General features: G+C 59.5%; 16 protein-coding genes. 9 read left to right on the top strand and 7 right to left on the bottom strand.

From position 1 onward, the window contains the following. Window positions 1-174 precede the first annotated feature (174 nt). A complete protein-coding gene (gene rpmA / locus M1D99_RS04665; RefSeq protein ID WP_003176049.1) occupies window positions 175-432 on the bottom strand; it encodes a 50S ribosomal protein L27 in 258 nt (85 codons plus the stop codon). Window positions 433-467: 35 nt separating this feature from the next. Beyond that, window positions 468-782: a 50S ribosomal protein L21 gene (gene rplU / locus M1D99_RS04660; RefSeq protein WP_003176051.1), complete on the bottom strand. Its 315-nt coding sequence runs from the start codon at window positions 780-782 to the stop codon at window positions 468-470. 239 nt (window positions 783-1021) lie between these two features. Between rplU and M1D99_RS04655 the strand changes: the two genes are divergently transcribed. The 3 genes from M1D99_RS04655 to M1D99_RS04645 all read left to right on the top strand — a co-directional run bounded on the left by M1D99_RS04655 (window position 1022) and on the right by M1D99_RS04645 (window position 2994). Then, the gene (locus tag M1D99_RS04655; protein WP_458131437.1) at window positions 1022-1990 is read left to right on the top strand and encodes a polyprenyl synthetase family protein; all 969 of its coding nucleotides are present in this window, start codon (window positions 1022-1024) and stop codon (window positions 1988-1990) included. A 199-nt stretch (window positions 1991-2189) separates the two neighbouring features. Beyond that, window positions 2190-2531, top strand: a complete 342-nt coding sequence (locus M1D99_RS04650; RefSeq protein WP_139649853.1) for a zinc ribbon domain-containing protein YjdM — start codon at window positions 2190-2192, stop codon at window positions 2529-2531. Between the two features lie 205 nt (window positions 2532-2736). Beyond that, window positions 2737-2994, top strand: a complete 258-nt coding sequence (locus tag M1D99_RS04645; protein ID WP_003205743.1) for a PA4570 family protein — start codon at window positions 2737-2739, stop codon at window positions 2992-2994. A 136-nt stretch (window positions 2995-3130) separates the two neighbouring features. On the opposite strand, the gene M1D99_RS04640 is transcribed toward M1D99_RS04645, so the two are convergent. The 4 genes from M1D99_RS04640 to M1D99_RS04625 all read right to left on the bottom strand — a co-directional run bounded on the left by M1D99_RS04640 (window position 3131) and on the right by M1D99_RS04625 (window position 7662). Then, window positions 3131-3748, bottom strand: a complete 618-nt coding sequence (locus M1D99_RS04640; RefSeq protein WP_186709820.1) for an FKBP-type peptidyl-prolyl cis-trans isomerase — start codon at window positions 3746-3748, stop codon at window positions 3131-3133. 204 nt (window positions 3749-3952) lie between these two features. Next, window positions 3953-4441: a TIGR00645 family protein gene (locus tag M1D99_RS04635; RefSeq protein WP_186709819.1), complete on the bottom strand. Its 489-nt coding sequence runs from the start codon at window positions 4439-4441 to the stop codon at window positions 3953-3955. 131 nt (window positions 4442-4572) lie between these two features. Continuing rightward, window positions 4573-4914 (bottom strand): PA4575 family protein, encoded by a 342-nt coding sequence (locus M1D99_RS04630; protein WP_013694243.1) that lies wholly within the window; start codon window positions 4912-4914, stop codon window positions 4573-4575. 309 nt (window positions 4915-5223) lie between these two features. Continuing rightward, window positions 5224-7662 carry a Lon protease family protein gene (locus M1D99_RS04625; RefSeq protein WP_186709818.1) on the bottom strand — a complete coding sequence of 813 codons (2439 nt, stop codon included), beginning with the start codon at window positions 7660-7662 and terminating at the stop codon, window positions 5224-5226. Window positions 7663-7936: 274 nt separating this feature from the next. Here M1D99_RS04625 and M1D99_RS04620 point away from each other — a divergent pair, with 274 nt between their 5' ends. From M1D99_RS04620 to lanM, 5 genes are all read left to right on the top strand, one after another. Then, window positions 7937-8425: a DUF3015 domain-containing protein gene (locus tag M1D99_RS04620; protein ID WP_030140293.1), complete on the top strand. Its 489-nt coding sequence runs from the start codon at window positions 7937-7939 to the stop codon at window positions 8423-8425. A gap of 87 nt (window positions 8426-8512) precedes the next feature. After that, window positions 8513-10366 (top strand): Lnb N-terminal periplasmic domain-containing protein, encoded by a 1854-nt coding sequence (locus tag M1D99_RS04615; RefSeq protein ID WP_458131436.1) that lies wholly within the window; start codon window positions 8513-8515, stop codon window positions 10364-10366. Window positions 10367-10466: 100 nt separating this feature from the next. Beyond that, window positions 10467-10823 carry a hypothetical protein gene (locus M1D99_RS04610; protein ID WP_434574242.1) on the top strand — a complete coding sequence of 119 codons (357 nt, stop codon included), beginning with the start codon at window positions 10467-10469 and terminating at the stop codon, window positions 10821-10823. Between the two features lie 58 nt (window positions 10824-10881). After that, window positions 10882-11373 (top strand): GreA/GreB family elongation factor, encoded by a 492-nt coding sequence (locus M1D99_RS04605; protein ID WP_186709812.1) that lies wholly within the window; start codon window positions 10882-10884, stop codon window positions 11371-11373. Between the two features lie 1369 nt (window positions 11374-12742). Then, window positions 12743-15838 carry a type 2 lanthipeptide synthetase LanM gene (gene lanM / locus M1D99_RS04600; protein ID WP_458131435.1) on the top strand — a complete coding sequence of 1032 codons (3096 nt, stop codon included), beginning with the start codon at window positions 12743-12745 and terminating at the stop codon, window positions 15836-15838. A 65-nt stretch (window positions 15839-15903) separates the two neighbouring features. On the opposite strand, the gene ettA is transcribed toward lanM, so the two are convergent. Continuing rightward, window positions 15904-17568, bottom strand: a complete 1665-nt coding sequence (gene ettA / locus M1D99_RS04595) for an energy-dependent translational throttle protein EttA (protein WP_186613001.1) — start codon at window positions 17566-17568, stop codon at window positions 15904-15906. 271 nt (window positions 17569-17839) lie between these two features. Between ettA and M1D99_RS04590 the strand changes: the two genes are divergently transcribed. Next, window positions 17840-21688: a sensor domain-containing protein gene (locus M1D99_RS04590; RefSeq protein ID WP_434574237.1), complete on the top strand. Its 3849-nt coding sequence runs from the start codon at window positions 17840-17842 to the stop codon at window positions 21686-21688. Window positions 21689-21853: the final 165 nt, after the last annotated feature.

Here is a 21853-nt window from a genome sequence, read left to right as displayed (position 1 = left end):
CATACGGACGAGCCAAAAAAACAAGACATAAGACTCTTGCAAAAATGAGCGCAGCGACCTGATGACACGCCCCAACCGCAGCGCCGACAGCCCATACAAACAGTTTTGCAAGAGACTCACCCCACAAACGAAAAAGCCCCGTCGCAAGACAGGGCTTTTCCAGCGATCTCGCAATTAAGCTGCGACAACGCTTACGTAACGGCGGTTGAACGCGCCCTTTACTTCAAACTTGATCACGCCTTCGATTTTCGCGAAGAGGGTGTGATCCTTACCCATGCCAACACCGTAACCGGCGTGGAATTGGGTGCCGCGCTGACGCACGATGATGTTGCCCGGAATGATTTTCTGGCCGCCATACATCTTCACGCCAAGGCGTTTGGCTTCTGAGTCGCGACCGTTACGGGTACTACCACCAGCTTTTTTGTGTGCCATGAGTTCAATTCTCCTAGTGAGGAATTAGGCTGAAATTAAGCCTGAATACCGGTGATTTTGATCTCGGTGTACCACTGGCGGTGGCCCATACGCTTCATGTGGTGCTTACGGCGACGGAACTTGATGATGCGGACTTTATCGTGACGACCTTGGGAGATCACTTCAGCCACAACGGTAGCGCCAGCAACGACTGGAGCGCCGATATTCACGTCATCGCCATTGGCGACCAACAGAACGCGATCAAAAGTCACGGATTCGCCGGTAGCGATTTCCAGTTTTTCGATCTTCAGGTATTCACCTGGGGCGACCTTGTATTGCTTGCCACCAGTAACAATTACTGCGTACGACATGGTATTTCTCCGATAATCCTGCTCACCCAGCGCTTTATAAGAAGAGGTATTGGCTGGCATGGCTGCATGGGCTGGAAGGCCCGGATGCAATTGCGTAAGGCAGGTGCTGCCCAGGAAGTTCAGGGTGCGCGATTGTACGCAAGCCGCAACAGCCTTGCAAGTAGCCGTCTATCGCGCCTTGACACCTGCGGACGTGGGTCCTAGCATGCCGCGCAACCCTTCTGGAGCGCCTGTCGCTGATGCAACCCCAAGCTTTCTACCGCGCAGTGGCGGACGATTTTAGTGCCGTCGACGGCATCATCAAGAAGCAGCTGACTTCCCGAGTGCCGCTGGTATCGAAAATCGGCGACTACATCACTTCGGCCGGCGGCAAACGCCTGCGACCTTTATTGGTACTGCTGTGCGGCAAGGCCCTGGGTCGCGAAGGCGACGACATGCGCCTGCTGGCCGCCACCATCGAATTCCTGCACACCGCGACCCTGCTGCACGACGACGTGGTCGACATGTCCGGCATGCGCCGTGGCCGTTCGACCGCCAACGCCATGTGGGGCAACGCCCCGAGCGTGCTGGTGGGTGACTTCCTGTATTCGCGCTCGTTCGAGATGATGGTCGAGCTGGGCTCGATGCCGGTGATGAAGATCCTGTCCCAGGCCACGCGCATCATCGCCGAAGGCGAAGTGCTGCAGCTGTCCAAGGTACGCGATGCCAGCACCACCGAAGAAACCTACATGGAAGTCATCCGCGGCAAGACCGCGATGCTCTTCGAAGCCTCGACCCACAGCGCCGCCTCCCTGGCCGGTGCCAGCGCCGAGCAGAGCGAAGCGCTGCGCACCTTCGGCGACCACCTGGGCGTGGCCTTCCAGCTAGTGGACGACCTGCTCGACTACAAGGGCGACGCCGAAACCCTGGGCAAGAACGTCGGTGACGACTTGGCCGAAGGCAAGCCGACCCTGCCGCTGATCTACACCATGCGCGAGGGCACGCCGGAACAGGCGGCACTGGTACGCCAGGCGATCCAGAAAGGCGGGATCGAAGACCTCGAGAGCATCCGTGTCGCGGTCGAAGCCTCCGGCTCGCTGGAATACACCGCGAAACTGGCTCGGGACTACGTCGCCCGCGCAATCAAATGCCTCGATGCCCTGCCAGCCAGCGAATACCGCGATGCGCTGGTGGAACTGAGCGAGTTTGCGGTCGCCCGTACCCATTGATTGCATGAAAACGGCGAGCTTTTGTGGCGAGGGAGCTTGCTCCCGCTCGGTTGCGCAGCGACCGCAAGTGCCATAAGGGGCAGCTTCGCAGCCCAGCGGGAGCAAGCTCCCTCGCCACAAGAGCCCCGTATCACCCTCCTCGTAACAAAACCCTATATAATGTGCGCCCTTTTGCCCTCCTGATACCCAAGGAACCTTAGTGAGCACGTTGCCTCCCTGCCCGAAATGCAATTCCGAATACACTTACGAAGACGGCACCCAACTGGTCTGCCCGGAGTGTGCCCACGAGTGGTCCGCCAGCGGCGAAGTTGAAGCGGCGTCCGACGACACCGTGAAGAAAGATTCGGTCGGCAACGTCCTGCAGGACGGCGACACCATCACCGTGATCAAGGACCTCAAGGTCAAGGGCACCTCACTGGTGGTCAAGGTCGGCACCAAGGTCAAAAACATCCGCCTGTGCGACGGCGACCACGACATCGATTGCAAGATCGACGGCATCGGCCCGATGAAACTCAAATCCGAGTTCGTCAGAAAAGTCTGATCCTGCTGTATTCCATCCCATGCCCCGCGTGTGGGATGGAGCTTCACCCTCCCCGCTTCAGCCCTATTTCCCGGGCGTTAGCCAAGTGCCAGTCGTCTTGAGCTACCACAACCCATCGTCAGAAAAACAATCGGAACACCAATAGAGACTTGCTATTTAGCGAATAAGAATTATTCTCATCGAACCCATCAAGGAGATGAGAACCATGACTTATTTGATCGATGCCTGGCTGGACCGCCCACATCCCTACCTCAGGATCCTGCATCGGGAAACCGGGGAAGTCTGTGCGGTGCTTGAAGAAGAAGCCTTGAATGAGCTGCAGGACCAAGGAGACCTGGACCTCAACAGCCTCAATTCCAGTGAGCCACTGGTGCTCAAGGAGCTGGTGCGTAATCTGTTCCTGTTCTGCTATGCCCGGGCGTTGCGCCCGACGGGTGATTTCAGCGGCAGGTTCCACGGATGAAGCAGCAACCTCTATGTGGGAGCGGGCTTGCTCGCGAAAGCGGTGTGTCAGTTAACGAAAAAGTCGACTGACAACCCGCATTCGCGAGCAAGCCCGCTCCCACATGTATTTGTCCGGCGGTAAACCGGGCAGGGTCTTACAGGACGTCCAACAGCTCGACGTCGAACACCAGCACGCTGTGCGGTGGAATGCTGCCAACGCCTTGAGCGCCGTAGGCCAGTTCGCTCGGCACGTACAGGCGCCATTTGCTGCCGGCGTTCATCAGTTGCAGGGCTTCGGTCCAGCCTGGGATCACGCCGCCTACCGGGAATTCGGCTGGCTGGCCACGATCGTAGGAGCTGTCGAACACGGTGCCGTCGATCAGGGTGCCGTGGTAGTGGGTACGCACCTGGTCTTCACGGGTCGGCTTGGCGCCTTCACCCTGGGTCAGCACTTCGAATTGCAGGCCGGAAGCCAGGGTGGTGATGCCTTCACGCTTGGCGTTTTCCGCCAGGAACGCGCGGCCTTCGCCAGCAGCGGCTTCAGCCTTGGCGGCTGCTTCGGCTTGCATGATTTCACGAATGACCTTGAAGCTGGCGGACATCTCGTCCTGGCCCACACGGCTTGGCTTGCCGGCGAACGCGTCAGTCAGACCGGCCAGGATCGCGTCCAGGTTGACACCCGGTGGTGGGTTGTCGCGCAGTTGGTCGCCCAACTGACGGCCAATGCCGTAGCTGACGCGGGTTTCGTCGGTGGACAGGTTAACTTCGGACATGATGCTGCTCCGCTGTGCGGACGGCTCGAGAAATTGCCGTGTGTGCCACAGCGCCTCCCGGAGCGCCCGGAACCAAAAGGGCGAGCAGACTAGCACAGATGCCACGGCGGGTGACGAGCCCTCGCGCCAAAGTGCGGCGCCGGAAACGACAACGCCCGCCTGTGGCTCTACAGGCGGGCGTTGCATCAGCGCGGTCGATAGACCTCAGTGCTTGGTCAGTTTGTCCAGGTAGCCCATGGCAAACGCCGAGACCACGAAGGTCATGTGGATAATCACGTACCACATCAAGTGGTCGGGATCGACGTTCTTGGCATCCATGAAGATGCGCAGCAGGTGGATGGACGAGATGGCCACGATCGAGGCGGCGACTTTCATCTTCAGCGACGAAGAGTCCATGGTACCCAGCCAGTTGAGCTTTTCCTTGTCGTCGGCGATATCCAGTTGCGAGACGAAGTTCTCGTAGCCGGAAATCATCACCATCACCAGCAGGCCGCCCACCAGCGCCATGTCGATCAGCGACAGCAGCACCAGGATCAGCTCTGACTCGGCCATGGAAAAGACGTTGGGGATGACGTGGAAGACTTCCTGGAAGAATTTCAACGCCAAGGCCAGCAGGCCGAGGGACAGCCCGAAGTAGATCGGCGCCAGCAGCCAACGGGAGGCGTACATTGCGTTTTCGATAAAGCGTTCCATTGAATCTCACACCTGGGCTGAAAAATCGCGGCGAGTATATCAGCCATGACCAGCCCCACAAATGCCGGGCCCCTCCCTGGCCCCCGCCTTGTGTCAAAACTTTACTGCCACTGCCCGTGCAGTGCTGGCTTTCAATGCAGCGGACGAAACTCGAAGCCGCCGACGTTGCGACAACGGCCTCCATTGATTTCACGCAGTTGGGCCTGCATGTGCAAGGACCAGATCTGCGGGTCGTCGGCCAGCTCATAACCGTGCAAGGTCAGGCTTTGCACAATGGTATCGAGGATGGATTCGGCGGCAGTCGGGCCGGGGAATGGCCCTTGGGCCTTGATGGCGGAGGGTTGTTCGCCCGCCATTCCAGCGGCGAAGAGCAAGGTCCACATCCCGGTATCTCCCGCCAGGGGGCGGATGGCGCATTCGATACGGGTGACAAGGCCCAGGCATTGACGAGTGAGGCAAAGGTTGCGCGACATGGCGGCGCCCCTCGGTAGATCCGGTATTCAGCCTCGGGAGGAGACTGTTTCGATCCAATGATGACTCTCGTTATCCTTGAGCTGAGGATAGAAGAAAAGTTCCGGCCTCACGGGATTTCGAGACCAGAATGCGCCGAGCGGTCACAGTGTGAATATTGACGCCAGATCTGTGACTATTTACCGGCTTTTGTGGCGAGGGAGCTTGCTCCCGCTGGGTTGCGCAGCGACCCCCATTTGGATTGGGAGTGCTGCGCCCTCCAGCGGGAGCAAGCTCCCTCGCCACAACAGCTTATTGCCGCGAATATTGCCTCAAGCCGGCTTGGCCTCCGCCAAGGCCTGCTGCGCCAGTTCCTTTTCCGCTTCCTTGATGTCGTCTTCGCTGATCATCTCCGCGATCACCCGCAGCCGCTCCACCACCCGGGCGTTGACGCTGCCCTCCGGGAACTCACCGTTTTCATCCGGCTCGCCGGCAGGCTCGCCCACCAGCAGGCTCAGGGCTTCGTCGGCCTGACGCACCGCATAGACGTGGAACTGCCCGGCGCGCACGGCGGCCAGCACTTTTTCATCGAGCATCAGGGTCGCGACGTTGGCCTGGGGAATGATTGCCCCCTGCTCACCGGTCAAACCCCGGGCTTCGCAGAGGCGGAAGAAGCCTTCGATCTTCTCGTTGACCCCGCCCACCGCCTGCACTTCACCGAACTGGTTGATCGAGCCGGTGATGGCGAAGCACTGCTTCAACGGCGTCTTCGACAGGGCCGAGATCAGCGTGCACGCCTCGCCCAGGGACGCACTGTCGCCGTCCACATAACCGTAGGATTGCTCCAGGGCGATGCTGGCCGAAATCGCCAGCGGGAATTCCTGGGCATAACGACTCCCCAGGTAGCCAGTGAGAATCATCACGCCCTTGGAGTGGATCGGCTGGCCAAGGTTGACCTCCCGCTCGATGTCGACGATGCCGCTGCCGCCCGGGTACACCGTGGCGGAAATCCGTGCCGGCACGCCAAACGCCGAATCACCAACCTCGAGCACCGTCAGCCCGTTGCATTTGCCCACCGCCGCACCTGCGGTGTCGATCAGGATGATCCCGGCCAGCATGTCGTCGAGGATTCGGGCCGAAACACGCCCGGTGCGGGTGGCCTTGGCCTTGAGCGCACGTTCGATGTGGCCGGCGTCGGTCATTTCGTCACCGGCCAATTGGCGAATGAAATCCGCCTCGCTGACCAACTGGAACAAATCACCGATGCGCGCCGACAAGCGGCCCTGGTGTTCAGCCAGGCGGGCGCTGTAGGTCGCCAGGCGCGCCACCGCGTCGGCGGTCAGGGGCGCCATGCCTTCTTCCGAAGTGCGGGTCTTGAGCAACTGGGCGAACTGCTCCAGGCTCTCGTCGCCCATCGGGATGTCTTCGTCGAAATCCACCAGCACGCGAAACATTTCCTGGAAGTCCGAATCCAGGTCCTGCAAGGCGTAATAGAGCTGGCGGGCGCCGATGATCACGACCTTGACCTGCAACGGGATGTGTTGCGGCGTCAGGGTCACCGTGGCCAGGCGTCCCATTTCACCCAGGGGCGATTCCATCTTCAGCTTGCGCGATTGCAGGGCGCGCTTGAGCGCATCCCATACGAACGGTTCGCTGAGCATTTTTTCCGCTTCCAGGATCAGGAAGCCGCCATTGGCCCGGTGCAAGGCGCCCGGACGCAGTTGTCGGTAGGTGGTGTAGAGCGCGCCCTGGTCGGTGCTGTATTCAATCCGGCCGAACAGGTTGTCGTAGGTCGGGTGCGGTTCGAACACCACCGGCGCGCCACCGCTGGACGGATGCCCGACCACCAGGCTCGGGGCGTATTGTTCCTCCAGCAGTTTACGGGCGATGGCGTCGCTCTTGCTGTCGTCCACCAGTTGCTCGACCACGGTCTTGAGCAGATACACCTGCATGGCCTGCAGATAGCCACAGACCGCGGCGTTCTCTGCGTACTTTTCCGACAGCGGCGCCAGCAACGGTTGCAGGGCCAGGGTGATGGTTTCTTCGTTGAGGTGGCGCAACTGGTTGCTGGACTCGCGCTTCCATTGCGGCAGGCTGGCGAGCTCTTCGTTCAAGCGCTCCTCCAGGCCAGAGATGTCCTCGTGGAAACGCTCACGCTCGGCTTCCGGCAACTGGGCGAACTCCGCCTCGTCCAGGGCCTTGCCTTCGCTCATCGGCGTGAAGGCAATGTTGCTGCTGTCACGGTACAGCGCGACGTCCTTCTCCAGCGCCAGGCGCTCGATCACATCCAGGGCTCGGTCATAGCGCTGGTTGAAGGCGCGGTCGATGGCGCTTTTCTTCTGCTGGTAGGACGGGTGCTCGAACACCGCCGGAAAGGTCGCCAGCAGGTTGTCGATCAAGCCGTTGATGTCACCGATGAACGCACCCGCCGTGCCCGAGGGCAGTTCCAGGGCGCGGGGTTCGCGGGGCTCATCGAAATTGTTGACGTAGACCCAGTCCGCCGGGGTCTGCAGGCGCTTGCCTTCGGCCTTGAGGTAGCGTTTGACGAACGAAAACCGGCCGGTGCCCGGCTCGCCCATGACGAATACGTTGTAACCGGGGCGTGGCATGGCCACGCCGAACTGCAAGGCTTCGACCGCACGTTCCTGGCCAAGCACACCGCGGAAGGGCTCCAGATCATTGGTGGTAGAGAAGCTGAACTGTTCAGCGGAAAACGGACGGGTCAGCGCTTCGGGCGCTAGACGCAAGCTGGCAGCAACAGGATCAGGCATCGGGCTTCCTTACATCAGGCGGGGCAGATAGCGGCATTCTGGCGCCGCCTGTACCTGACTGGCAAGGAGCGCCTCTGACCAAAGCATAGCCAACGGCAAAACCCCGGGCAGGGCCCCGTAAAACGGTGATCACCTGTAATGTTTTTGCAAAATGTCACGGAACCCTCGGATCGTGCCTAAACTCCAAACTGCGCGGCTGGAACAATAACCGGCCCACTGGCTGCTGTAGGGGCCAGACCTTGTCCATCGGTATGCACATAAAGAGAACATAGCTATGAAACGGATTCTTCTCGGTACTCTCTTCACCGCTGTATCCATCAACGCCATGGCTCAGGCGCCGGGCGGCCCGGATTGCGGCTGGGGCAACATGCTGTTCGAAGGTCAGCGTGGCACTCCGGCACACTTCCTGGCATCCACCACCAACGGCACGTCCGGTAACGCCACCTTCGGCATGACCTCCGGCACCAACGGCTGCTCGACCAACGCGGCACTGACCTACGGCGGCAAGTCCTGGCTGGCCATGAATGGGATGATGAACGAGCTGTCCGAAGACATGGCCAAGGGTCAGGGCGAAGCGCTGACTACCTACGCCGTGGTACTGGGCGTGGCGCCGGAAGACCGCGCGCATTTCTCCGCTGTGACCCACGAGCACTTCCAGCAGATCTTCAGCAAAGCTGACGTAACTGCCGAAGACGTGCATACCAACACCCTGGCCGTGCTGAAAAACGACCCACGCCTGGCCAAGTACGCCACTCAAGCTTAAGCTCGGCAGCACTCGCTCCTCTCGGGGAGCGGGTTTTCTTTTTGGGGCCCTTCGGTCTTTATTTTTCGACTTTCCAAGTAGCCGACTATGCTCAAACGCCTTGCCTGGCTGGCGCTCTGTGTGTGCGCCCCGCTGTCCGCCGCACCTCATGTCGACCCTCAACGTTTGCAGCAACTGGCCAATGACCGCTTCTGGATTTCCCTGGGCCACTACGAAACCGCCAAGCTCGGCGGTTGGCGCAGCTATATCAGCGAGAAAAAATTCTTCCTCGCCCCCGATGGCAACGAACATCCCGACCGTGAACTGACCGCCACGCTGCAAGCCTTGTATGGCCCAGCCAACGCCGGCCAGCAACATGCCCAGTGCGTCTACCCGGCGCGAACCCGCTGGCTCAAGGCGCAGCTCAACCTGACAGACCTGCCGGCAGTCGATTGCAGCGATTTCACCCAATGGTTCAAGGACGTCTCGCCCCACAGCGCGGTGATGATTTTCCCGGCCGCGTACCTCAACAGCCCATCCTCTATGTTCGGCCACACCCTGTTGCGCATCGACCAGGCCGACGTACAAAGCGACAAGACTGCCCTGCTCAGCTACGCAATCAACTTCGGTGCCTATATCGAAGGCTCCGACAATAGCCTCCTCTATGCCTGGAAAGGCCTGATGGGCGGTTACCCCGGCCTGTTCGCCCTGGTGCCGTACCAGGAAAAACTCTCCGAGTACCGTAGCCTGGAAAACCGCGACCTGTGGGAATACCGCCTCAACCTGAGCCAGGCGGAAACCGAGCGCATGGTCGAGCATGTCTGGGAACTCAAGCAGATCCAGTTCGACTATTTCTTCTTCGACGAAAACTGCTCCTATCGCTTGCTCGAGCTGTTGCAAGTGGCCCGCCCCAGCCTGCGCCTGACCGAACAATTCCCGCTGACAGCGATTCCCACCGACACCGTCAAGGCGGTGAAGGAAGCCGGCTTGGTGGAAAGCATCCAGTATCGGCCGTCCCGGGAACGGGAACTGCTCAGCCGCGCCGAACCGCTCAGCGATGATGAGCAGCAATGGGTGCTGAAGGTCAGCGCCGACCAGCAGCAGTTGCAAACGCCGGCCTTCAAGGCGCTGCCGCGTGAGCGCCAAGCGCTGATCATCGATGCGGCCTATCGCCTGGAGCGCTATCGCGCCAACGGCCAGGAACGTGATCCGCAACGGGCCCAGCGCAGCTTCGAACTGTTGCGGGCGATCAACCAGAACCCCGCACCGGAACTCGAGATCCCGCAACCGGGCCTGCCCGAAGATGGTCACCAATCGCGCACCTGGCAGGCCGGCCTCGGCACGCGGGGCGACCGGGCATTCGGCGAATATGGCTTGCGCATGGCCTATCACGATCTCAACGACAATGCAGAGAGCTTTCCGCTGGGGGCACAGATCGAAATCCTCCAATTGAAGCTGCGCCAATACGAGGGCAACGACTGGCAGGTGCAGCAACTGGACCTGGCGACCATTCGCTCCCTGACCCCGCGCAACGAGTTGCTGCAACCGCTGTCCTGGCAGGTCACCGGCGGCCTGGAGCGGGTGCCGGGCAAACACGACGATGAAACCTTGGTCAGCCACGTCAACGGCGGCGCGGGCGGCACCTGGGCCCTGGGCGACGATGTGCTGGGCTTTGCCCTGGGCACGGTGCGGGTGGAACACAACAACGATTTCGCCCAGTTCATCGCCCCGGCCGCCGGTTTCAATAGCGGTGTGCTGTGGAAAACCCCGCTGGGCAACCTGAGCCTGGAAGCCAAGGGCGATTATTTCGTCAACGGCGAAGTGCGCCGTAGCCTGAGCCTCAATCAGCAATGGGAACTGTCCCGCAACCTCGGCCTGCGCCTGAGTGCCCAACGGGAGTTCAGCCAATTGGCCTCGCCGGAGAACGAGGTGATGCTTGAGGTGAAGTGGTATCACTACTGACCCTGGCCTGCGCAACCAACGGATTGATCACCGCGCTTTCACGCCTTTCTGACGAATCCACTTCTAGACTTATTAAAGGTGGGATTTGCAGGAAACGAAAATGAAGCGCGCGGCGATGGTACTGGGTGTGCTGATGTTGCTCGGTGGTTGTGAAACCACCCACGAAGACTTGATCGCGCGAGGTTATCCACCGGCCTTCGCCGATGGCTACGACGACGGCTGCAGCAGTGGCCGGCAAGCGGCTGGGGTGATCACCGGCCAATTCAGGAAAGACGTGCCGCGTTACCTCAAGGATGCACGCTACGCCGAGGGCTGGAGCGACGGCTTCCGCCAATGCCAGGCGATGCGTGAGAGTGAAGAGCGTAACGCCTACCGCGAGCGCCATTGGGACGAACGCGAACGGGCCTGGCAGCAGCAGAAGGACCTGGACGCGGCCCGGGCTTATCGCTCGCCGTGAGTCGCATATAGGCACTCACCGAAACCAAGACCCTCAAGCTTCGACAGAGGAGAACTTCATGAGCCGCGCCTTCGTCAATGAAGACAACGCCGCTGCCCAGGCCGACCAGCCGGTCGAGCGCCAGGTCAGCGCGCAACCCAACTACGTCACACCGGCAGGGCTTGCTCAATTGCAGGCGCGGGTCGCCGAGTTGCAGCAAATGCATAGCCAACAGACTGCCCAGGGCGAGCGGGCGGATAAACAGCGTATCGCCGACATCGAACGAGACCTGCGGTATTTCAACCAACGCCTGCAAAGCGCCCAGGTCGTGGCATCGAACGCTACTGATCAGGTGCGGATCGGGCATTGGGTCACCTTTGCCGATGAGCAGGATCGGGAGCAGCAAGTGCAATTGGTCGGTGAAGACCAGGCCGATGCAGCCAGTGGCTTAATCAACTGGGGCTCGCCACTGGGGCGGGCGCTGCTGGGGGCCAAGGTTGGGGATGAGGTGGTCTGGCAGCGACCGGCGGGCGACCTTGTCATTGAAGTTGTTGCGATAAAGACTGGATGACCAAGGCATCATAAGAATCTTTTCCGACGATAAATTTTTAGAACGTCCCGGGACAGACAATGTCGAGCAAAGCACGTCAAACACCTAACGACAACCAGGCACACCCACCTACTTGTAGCAATATATAACAGCAACATAAGGCCACAACAACGAACCTGTACCGAATCAGCGCTGTGCTAGTGTTTTCCTCGCACCTACCGGTGCATCACGACAATACAAAGGAGATGTATGATGAGTGAGCAACTGTTAGCAATGTCTGGAAACTTCGATAGCGACTTCAAGGCATACTGCCAGGTAGAGGATACCGGTGAGTTAACCTCATGGCGCCGTAACTTCTTGTAAGCCCAGCACTCGGAGTCGTAAATCGAGTAGACGGCGGCGTCATGGCCGCCGTTCTTTCATACAACCGCATGTACAGCTCCGTATACGGCGGTTCCTGCCTACTGACAAACCACATCGGCGAACTTGGCTCCGTTGATGTATCGCCTTGGGTATCTAAGCGCCCAGACCAGCATCGGAGCTTCCGGCTTCTCTCCTAATATCTCCCCCCAATGCGGAGCTTCTGCTTTACGTCCCAACAGAGGTCGTCCGATCCATCCCCAGGCCCCAGGGCCATGCACGGCCGGCAGGTGACCCGATGGGGTCAAGCAAACAGCGGATCGCCGATCCTTGCAGGACACAACTAATTAACAGCCTGTAACTTCATGTAGTCACATGTAACCGCAACATGAAGTCATCACAACAAATTTGCGTTAGATCAGGACCGTGCTAATGTTTTTCCGCGCCGCAATCGGCGCACTGCAACAACAAAGGAGCTACAACAATGAGCGAAAAAATACTGGCAATGTCGGGCGACTTCGACGCCGACTTTAAGTCTTACAAACAGGTAACCGACCTCGGCACCGAATCAGCGGCAGTGACCATTGTAGAGTGCGGTACTGTAAACTGCACCGCGCTTCTATGCTAAATCCTTTGCCATCGAAGTAGACCTGCCCAACAGGTCTTTGCGACTCCCTAATCCCAGCTATAACACAACTTCATTTACACACTACAGTTCGGATGCGTTTAATCGCACCCAATAGACCGTGGTCGCTGTATGTGTTTTTGATAACCATGAGGAAAAAACATGAGCGAAAAAATCCTGAACATGTCCGGAGACTTCTATAGCGAATTCGACGCTTACCAAACCCCTGCGAACAACACGGCGTCGATTCTGTCGACGACGCTGGAGTGCAACACCTTCGGAACGTGCACCAATCTGGAATGTTCGACACTCGGGTGCTAAGCCTGTCAACCGATCGTAAGAACAGGCAACACCTATAAACATAGAGCAGGCATTGCCTGCTCTATCCATGTCTGGAGCAACGGCATGCTTGTTAACGCTTTGAAGATGAATCAGCGAGGCCAGTATCGATTCTCTTCCGACGGCGACATCGCCCTTTTTGAAAACAACCTGACCCGCCTGCATAACGATGATCAAGCCTTGCTGAATCACTTTGGGCTGGACAGGGCGCAACTGGCTGCCTATGCCAAGGAGCCTATCAACGACTGGCACCTGCCTAGCGACGGCGAAGCCGTCTTGATGACCTTGAAAGGAAAAATCACTCGGCTCGACAGCATTTCCATTGACCCACAGGCCTCGAGCGGCAAAGACAATTTCTATTGGTTTGGCTATCGTTTTTTTCTTTATTTCCTCGGCATGTTCAAGGCAGATGGGCGCTACAGCAAAGCCGCCATGCACATCGATGCACCCGCGCTGTTTGCAAGCCTCGAGCGCTACGTCCTGGCCCGAGTCGGACGCACGTCAGAACAAAGTCTGGTCCATTATCTGAATACACGGATTGCCGATGGCGACGACATTGACCTGGATGGCTTCAGCGAGCATCTGCGCACCTTGCCTCTGCTTGATTTTTTCGAAGCCTATCCTGTGTTGGCGACGTTGCTGTTTGATTTGCTGGAAGACACACTCAACTATCTTTACGCGATCATTCTCGACTTCGCCGATGATATTGAGGCGCTGGAGACAGCATTTTCGATTCCGTCTCGGACAATCGATGCCATTGAGTTCGGCCTGGGCGATCCCCACGGTCGCGGTGAAACGGTCTGCCAGGTCAAGTTCCGCACAACCTCGTTGGTCTACAAGCCACGAGCAAGCCGAGAAGCATTTTTTTTCAATCAACTGCTTGGACAACTACGTGAGTGGACAGGCGCTGATTGTTTTGCCGTCCACGCGCCAAGAATCCTCAGCCGCGGGCGGCATAGCTGGGTAGAAAAGATCGACAATACGCCTTGTGCCAGCGCAGCGGACGTGGCGCTGTTCTACAGAAAGATGGGCGCACAAATCGCCGTCATCCACGCACTCAACGGCATCGACTTTCATTACGAAAATATCATCGCGTGTGGCAGCAGCCCGGTCATGATTGATCTCGAATGCTTGTTCACCGCGTCCACCAGCGACCTGTTACTCGAACTGCCTGCCGATTGTGCACTGTCCAATACCTTCAAATTGGTCCAGCAGTCGGTGTGTTCCAGCGGCTTTGTACCCTTCTCACAAGGTTCCAATAACGACCAGAGCGGACTGACTCGGCAGGAGCTGTTCATCTCCACCCGCCACGCCCTTGTTTTCGAAGAGGGTTTCTATCATTTACGCAAAACCGAATTCGAACACTTCCCAGAGCAAAAACATCTGCCGCTTCTCCACGGCGTACACAAGGGACCTGAGGCATATAAAGCGGAGCTGCTCCATGGCTTTGAGTACGCCTACGAGGAGTTGATGACCCATCGGCAGCCGATGATGCAACTACTGGAACAAGCCGCCAGCGAACTATCAACCCGCGTATTGCTTAAAAACTCACAGCGTTATGCCGACTTTATCGGATTGAGCCGCCACCCACGCTTCATGAAGAACATGCTTGACCGGGAACTTCTGCTTGCAACCCTGTGGAGGGACTTGAAGGAACCCTACCGGGAAAAGGCTATCCCGCGTCATGAAATAGCCGACCTGCAAAGAGCCGCCATTCCATGTTTCACCCTGTCGCTCAGCTCCAATCAGCTGACGAGCGCACAAGGTGAAACAATCGAAATGACGCAGCTCCAGCCCCCCATAAAAAGTTGCTTACAGAAAATAGCCAACCTGTCCAAAGCCGACAGGGCCTTACAACTCACGCTGCTCGAAATGTGTTTGTATCCAGGATCAAATGGGCAGCCATCACCCCGTGCCACGCCTGAAAAAGCGGCCCCAGAGAGTCGACTCGATGGCATTCTGAGCATCGGCTCCCGCCTCGAAGTGCTTGCACTCAAGGGAACGGCAACGGACGTATGTTGGTTGGCTTTCCATAAGCACCCCACGACTCACAGGAAATACCCCTCCCCAATGGATCACGGGCTTTACTCCGGTATTGCCGGGATTGGCTTGTTTTACCTGAGCCTGTTCAAGGTCAGCGGCAAACCGCACTTGCTGTCACTCCTGGATCAGGTACTGGACTCATTGGAACAACATTTTGGTTTCTTCAAAGCCGACCTGACCGTCAGTGCTTACCATGGCCTGGGTTCTTACATCTATCTGCTCATCAATCGTCGTCAAATCACCGGCGACCCGAAACACGACGAGAAAATTGCCAGCCTGCTGACCCAATTGATTGAAGTACCGCCTGAACACTACGATTTCGACTTCTTGGGCGGCTGTTGCGGCACGGTAACGCTACTGGCCAACATCCACGCATTATCGACGCACGCGGATGTGCTGCCGGCCATTCGGCGCATGGTCGACTACATAAAGGATCAAGTCCTGATTGAAGACGGCCAGCTTCTGCGACGCGATGATCGCTCCGTCATTCTGACCGGCCTGTCCCATGGTCTTTCGGGCGTCATCCATGCGTTGTGCAAAGCCTATGACGTGACTGGCGATGAAATGTTGGTGCCCTTGGCCATCCAGATCCTGGAGGGTGAAAACCGCTTGAGCCGGGAAGGTTTCTGGCTCGACCTGAGAGCGCTGGGCCCCCTGGACCATGCCTCGAAGTGGTGCCACGGAGACGGCGGCATTCTCATCGCCAGGCGACAACTCATGAAGTCGATGGGAGCTGCCTTGGATGAAACAACCCGGCAGACGGTGCTCGACGACATACAGCGCTGCGAGAACAACCTGTGGCAGCACGGCTTGGGTGACGGTTATAACTTGTGCCATGGCGACTTTGGCAACCTGATCTGCCTGTATGACTTGTATCGGCATTCGGACAATCCCGAAGGCATCAACAAGGTCAAACAGGCCCTTGGCGAAGTCGCCCGGCAGTTTTTCGAAGGCCCCGTCCTCGACAGCGATCGGGTTCCCGACGTCAGCCTGCTGACGGGCATTACGGGCGCCGGTTATGCCCTGCTGTATGAAATCGATCCGACGATTCCCAACATACTCTCGCTCGATTTCGCAGTGCCCGCTCAAGTGGGCTCCCACACTTCTGATCTGTGGTGAAGGCAGTATTGCGCCCATAAAAAACGGAGCCTTAAAAGGCTCCGTTTTTTATACAACCGACCGAATCAGGCCAGTTTCTTGTGTCGTACACGATGGGGCTGGGCGGCCGCTTCGCCGAGGCGTTTCTTGCGATCGGCTTCGTACTCGGTGTAGTTGCCCTCGAAGAACACCGCCTGGGAGTCGTCTTCGTACGCCAGGATGTGGGTCGCCACGCGGTCGAGGAACCACCGATCGTGAGAGATCACAATGGCGGCGCCCGGGAAGTCCAGCAAGGCTTCTTCCAGGGAACGCAGGGTTTCGACGTCGAGGTCGTTGGACGGTTCGTCGAGCAGCAGGACGTTGCCGCCCTCCTTCAGGGTCAACGCCAGGTGCAAGCGGCCGCGCTCACCACCGGACAGGTCCTTGACGAACTTTTGCTGGTCGCCGCCCTTGAAGTTGAAGCGGCCCACGTAAGTGCGCGACGGGATTTCATAATTGCCGATGCGGATCTGGTCGGAACCGTCGGAGATCTGCTGGAACACGGTCTTGCTGCCGTCCAGGTCTTCGCGGCTCTGGTCAACGCAGGCCAGTTGCACGGTTTCGCCGATCTCGATGCTGCCCGAATCCGGGGTTTCCTTGCCCATCAACATGCGGAACAGCGTGGATTTACCCGCGCCGTTACCACCGATCACACCGACGATGGCGCCTTTGGGCATGGAGAACGACAGGTTGTCGATCAGCACGCGGTCGCCGTAGCCCTTGCTGACGTTCTTGAACTCGATGACCTTGTCACCCAGGCGCGGACCGGCCGGGATGTAGATCTCGTTGGTTTCGCTGCGCTTCTGGAATTCCTGGGACTGCATTTCCTCGAAGCGTTGCAGACGTGCCTTGGATTTGGACTGGCGGGCCTTGGCGCCTTTGCGCACCCACTCCAGTTCTTCCTTCATGGCTTTTTCGTGGGCCGACTGCTGCTTGGATTCCTGGGCCAGACGATCGGACTTGGCTTCCAGCCAACCCGAGTAGTTGCCCTCGTACGGAATGCCCGCGCCGCGGTCGAGTTCGAGGATCCAGCCGGCGACGTTGTCCAGGAAGTAACGGTCGTGCGTGATCGCCACCACGGTGCCTGGGAAATCGTGCAGGAAGTGTTCGAGCCAGGCGACGGAATCGGCGTCCAGGTGGTTGGTCGGTTCGTCAAGCAGCAGCATGTCCGGTGCCGACAGCAGCAGGCGGCACAAGGCCACGCGGCGCTTCTCACCACCGGAGAGGTGTTCGACCTTCGCGTCCCACGCCGGCAGGCGCAGCGCATCGGCGGCGACTTCCAGCTGGCGATCGAGATTGTGGCCGTCGCTGGCCTGCAGGATCGCTTCGAGCTTGGCCTGTTCGGCGGCCAGCTTGTCGAAATCGGCATCCGGGTCGGCGTAGGCAGCGTAGACCTCGTCGAGACGCGCTTGGGCGTCCTTGATCACGCTGACCGCTTCCTCGACCACTTCACGCACGGTCTTGGTTGGGTCCAGCTGTGGCTCTTGCGGCAAGTAGCCGATGTTCAGGTCCGGCATCGGACGGGCTTCGCCGTCGAATTCGTTATCGACGCCGGCCATGATTTTCAACAGCGTGGACTTACCCGAACCGTTGAGGCCCAACACGCCGATCTTGGCGCCAGGGAAGAAGGACAGAGAAATGTTTTTCAGGATTTCCCGCTTCGGCGGAACAACTTTGCTCAGCCGATGCATGGTGAAGACGTATTGAGCCATGGTGAACCTAGCGTCAGTGACAGGTGAAAAGAACGAGCCAGGCCATGCGCGGCGCGGGCTCTTGACGATCATCAATGCCTGCGGGCGGATAGAGCCTGGGAATCTGGAGCTGGAACGCTCTTGTTTGACCGGCAAAGCTACCTCAACCGTCGGTCAAGGTCCAGCCGCCCAGGGCTGGCACTTTGCCACAAGTCAAGGCATGCTAGCCGCCCTTCGGGCGTCCGGCTTATAGTGCACGTCGCGCCAGTCCAGCAAAACGCAGGATTACAGCTTGTCCAACGTCACTCCGCCCCTGTCCCCTCGCGCACCCGCTGTCGTGCCCGGCTCGCCCCTGCGCGGGACATTGAAGGGTGCGCTGGCCACGCTGGTGCTGCTGTTGCTCGGCTTGCTGTTCTGGCAACTGCTCGACCAACTGCGCGAAACCCAGCAGCAACAGCGCCAGTACACCATCGACTACACCGCCGATCTCGCCGCGCAGGTCAGCCTGAACATGGCCTTGAACGCGCAAATCGCCCTCAACCTGCTACCGATCGTCGAACAACCACAAAGTATCGACGAGCAGCAGGCCCTGGTTCACAAACTCCAGCAGTCGCTCCCCGAGCTGCGCAGCTTGGCATTGCTGAGCCCTTCCGGCCGGGTGCTCAGTGACAGTGATGCCAACAGCCACGATGCCGATTACCTGGGCGAACTGGTTCGACGCAGCCGGGCCCAGGCCCATTATTTCAGCAATGCCGAAGACGGCTCCGTGGTGCATCTATTGCTGCACCAGGCCAGCGGTAGCGGCCGTGGCTATTGGGCCCTGCGCCTGACTCCGAACTTTTTCGCCACCCTGACCAAGCAGGCCGATGTGGGGCTGCGCCCGCTGTGGCTGGTGGAGAACCGTCTCAACCAGCAAATCATCAGCCGCGACGAGAGCTTGCCTTCGAGCAGCCCGACCCATCTGTCGCCGGATGACCTGAAAAGCACCGTACTGACCGTGCCCCTGAGCAGCAGCGACTGGCAACTGCGGGGGCTGTTCGACCGCCGCCAGGTGATCGAACAACTGTTGCCGGCCTTCATCGGCAAATGCCTGCTGGGCCTGGCGTTTTCGTTGTTGCCGGTGATCGCGCTGTTGAACATGCGTCGGCGCCAGCGGCAGTTGCACGAGGGACGGCGACGGTACCAGGATATTTTCGAAGGCACCGGCGTAGCCCTGTGCGTACTTGACCTGTCGGGGCTCAAGGCCTTTTTCGAGCGAGCCGGCCTGCACACGGGCGATCAATTGCGCGCCTGGCTACAAACCACTCACCAACTCGAACAGCTGCGCCAGGAAGTTCACGTCACCGAAGTCAACCAGATGGCGTTGAAACTGCTCAACGTCGATTCCTGCGACCAGGCTTGGCAGTTGCTGGTCGGCAAGGGTGCGCAGGACAACAACCCCGTCGGTTCGAAGCTGCTCGAAGCGCTGCTCGATCAACACAAGCAACTGGAACTGGAGATCAAGCTCCAGGACGCCCACGGTCGCGACCAGCACCTGTGGCTGGTGCTGCGCCTGCCGGAAAAACAGCACGACTACAACGCGGTCATCCTGAGCATCAGCGACATCACCAGCCGCAAGCTGATCGAGCTCTCGCTGCTCGAACGCGAGGGGTTCTGGTCCGATGTGGTGCGCACCGTGCCGGACCATCTCTATGTGCAGGACGTCATCAGCCAGCGGATGATCTTCAGCAACCATCACCTGGGCCAGACCCTGGGATACGACCGCACCGAACTGCACCAGATGGGCGAGTACTTCTGGGAAATCCTGCTGCACAGCGACGATGCCGATCACTACCACAACCTGCGCCAGGAACAACGGCGGGGCGGCTACACGCAGTTGCTGCAATGCCAATTGCGCTTTCGTCATCGCAATGGCAAGTGGCGCTGTTTCGACATCCGTGAACAGGCACTGGCCCGCGACCGGCATAACCAGGTGACGCGAATCATCGGCGTGGCCAAGGACGTCACCGAACAGATCGAGGCCAGCGAATCGCTGCGCGACAGCGAGCAACGCTACCGGATGCTCGCCGAAAGCATCAGCGACGTGATTTTCTCCACCGACAACAAGCTTTCGCTCAACTATGTCAGCCCGTCGGTGCAAGCGGTGCTGGGCTACACCGCCGATTGGATTTTCCAGAACGGCTGGCAATCGATCATCGCCAACCCGCAACAACTGACCGGCATCTACAGCCTGATGGACCGGGTCAGCAAGGCCCTCGACAAGCCCGCGCAACTGGCCGAGCTGCGCAACCAGATGCAGACCCAGTTGTTCCTGTTCGACTGCCTGCGTGCCGACGGCCGCAAGATCCCCATCGAGCTGCGGTTGGTGCTGGTGTGGGATGAACATGGCGCGTTCGAAGGCGTGCTCGGCGTCGGTCGTGATATCAGCCAACAGCGTCGCGCCGAAAAAGACCTGCGCATGGCCGCCACGGTCTTCGAGCATTCGACCTCGGCGATCCTGATCACCGACCCGGCCGGCTACATTGTCCAGGCCAACGAAGCCTTCAGTCGCGTCAGCGGTTATGCCGTGTCGCAAGTGCTGGACCAATTGCCCAACATGCTGACCGTGGACGACCAGCAGGAAGCCCACCTGCGCTACGTGCTCAAGCAACTGCAACAGCACAGCACCTGGGAAGGCGAAGTCTGGCTCAAGCGCCGCAATGGCGAACACTACCCTGCCTGGGTCGGCATCACCGCGGTGCTGGATGACGAAGGCGACCTGGCCAGCTATGTGTGTTTCTTCAGCGACATCAGCGAACGCAAGGCCAGCGAGCAGCGCATTCATCGCCTGGCCTATTACGATGCCCTGACCCACCTGCCCAACCGCACGCTGTTCCAGGATCGCCTGCACACGGCGCTGCAATCGGCCGAACGGCAGAAGACCTGGGTCGTGCTGATGTTCCTCGACCTGGACCGGTTCAAGCCGATCAACGACTCCCTCGGCCATGCCGCCGGCGACCGGATGCTCAAGGAAATGGCCACGCGCCTGCTCGGCTGCGTCGCCGACGACGACACCGTGGCGCGCATGGGCGGCGACGAGTTCACCCTGCTGCTGCAACCGCGCGCCAGCCGCGAAATGGCGCTGAACCGGGCCATCAACGTGGCCGAGCAGATCCTCGCCAGTCTGGTCCGCCCCTTCGTGCTTGAAGGCCGTGAGTTCTTCGTCACCGCCAGTATCGGCATCGCCCTGAGTCCCCAGGACGGCAACGAGCTGAGCCAGTTGATGAAGAACGCCGACACGGCCATGTATCACGCCAAGGAACGCGGCAAGAACAACTTCCAGTTCTACCAGGCCGACATGAACGCCAGCGCCCTGGAGCGCCTGGAACTGGAAAGTGACCTGCGTCATGCCCTGGAGCAGAACGAGTTCGTGCTGTATTACCAGCCGCAGTTCAGCGGCGATGGCAAACGCCTGACCGGCGCCGAGGCCCTGCTGCGCTGGCGCCATCCGCGACGCGGGTTGGTGCCGCCGGGGGATTTCATCCCGGTGCTCGAAGAACTCGGGCTGGTGGTGGATGTCGGCGACTGGGTCATCACCGAAGCCTGCCGGCAGCTCAGGACCTGGCACCAGGCCAAGGTCCGGGTGCCGAAAGTCTCGGTCAACATTTCGGCCCGGCAGTTCTCCGACGGCCAGTTGGGCACGCGCATCGCCAATATCCTGCGCAGCACTGGCCTGCCGCCGGCCTGCCTGGAGCTGGAACTGACGGAAAGCATCCTGATGCGCGAAGTCAGCGAGGCAATGCAGATCCTCGCCGGGTTGAAGAACCTGGGCCTGAGCATTGCCGTCGATGATTTCGGCACCGGTTATTCGTCGCTCAACTACCTCAAGCAATTCCCCATCGACGTGCTGAAGATCGACCGCACCTTCGTCGACGGCCTACCCTCCGGCGAGCAGGATGCGCAGATCGCCCGGGCGATCATCGCCATGGCCCACAGCCTCAACCTGGCGGTGATCGCCGAGGGCGTCGAGACCCACGAGCAATTGGACTTCCTGCGCGAACACGGCTGCGACGAAGTCCAGGGTTACCTGTTCGGCCGGCCGATGCCGGCCAATCGGTTCGAAGCGCAGTTCAGCAATGATGCGTTGTTCATGCTCGACTGAGGCCTTGTACTATCTGGGCCGGCCTCTCGCGGGCAAGCCTTGCTCCCACAGGGGAACACCGGCTTCTGTGGAAAACCTTGCTCCCACAGGGGAAAGCGGGCTTCTGTGGGAGCAAGGCTTGCCCGCGATGAGGCCAGTGCAGGCAACGCCCCTCTTGCTTGAAAC

Source organism: Pseudomonas sp. R3-41 (assembly GCF_054161485.1).
The sequence above is the reverse complement of the archived record's forward strand: the minus strand, read 5'-3'. Positions and strand labels throughout refer to the sequence as shown.

Bases quoted from the DNA above. Each gene is read 5' to 3' on its own strand.
- rpmA (WP_003176049.1), bottom strand. From the start codon at position 432: ATGGCACACAAAAAAGCTGGTGGTAGTACCCGTAACGGTCGCGACTCA.
- rplU (WP_003176051.1), bottom strand. From the start codon at position 782: ATGTCGTACGCAGTAATTGTTACTGGTGGCAAGCAATACAAGGTCGCC.
- M1D99_RS04655 (WP_458131437.1), top strand. From the start codon at position 1,022: ATGCAACCCCAAGCTTTCTACCGCGCAGTGGCGGACGATTTTAGTGCC.
- M1D99_RS04645 (WP_003205743.1), top strand. From the start codon at position 2,737: ATGACTTATTTGATCGATGCCTGGCTGGACCGCCCACATCCCTACCTC.
- M1D99_RS04640 (WP_186709820.1), bottom strand. From the start codon at position 3,748: ATGTCCGAAGTTAACCTGTCCACCGACGAAACCCGCGTCAGCTACGGC.
- M1D99_RS04635 (WP_186709819.1), bottom strand. From the start codon at position 4,441: ATGGAACGCTTTATCGAAAACGCAATGTACGCCTCCCGTTGGCTGCTG.
- M1D99_RS04630 (WP_013694243.1), bottom strand. From the start codon at position 4,914: ATGTCGCGCAACCTTTGCCTCACTCGTCAATGCCTGGGCCTTGTCACC.
- M1D99_RS04625 (WP_186709818.1), bottom strand. From the start codon at position 7,662: ATGCCTGATCCTGTTGCTGCCAGCTTGCGTCTAGCGCCCGAAGCGCTG.
- M1D99_RS04620 (WP_030140293.1), top strand. From the start codon at position 7,937: ATGAAACGGATTCTTCTCGGTACTCTCTTCACCGCTGTATCCATCAAC.
- M1D99_RS04615 (WP_458131436.1), top strand. From the start codon at position 8,513: ATGCTCAAACGCCTTGCCTGGCTGGCGCTCTGTGTGTGCGCCCCGCTG.
- M1D99_RS04610 (WP_434574242.1), top strand. From the start codon at position 10,467: ATGAAGCGCGCGGCGATGGTACTGGGTGTGCTGATGTTGCTCGGTGGT.
- M1D99_RS04605 (WP_186709812.1), top strand. From the start codon at position 10,882: ATGAGCCGCGCCTTCGTCAATGAAGACAACGCCGCTGCCCAGGCCGAC.
- lanM (WP_458131435.1), top strand. From the start codon at position 12,743: ATGCTTGTTAACGCTTTGAAGATGAATCAGCGAGGCCAGTATCGATTC.
- ettA (WP_186613001.1), bottom strand. From the start codon at position 17,568: ATGGCTCAATACGTCTTCACCATGCATCGGCTGAGCAAAGTTGTTCCG.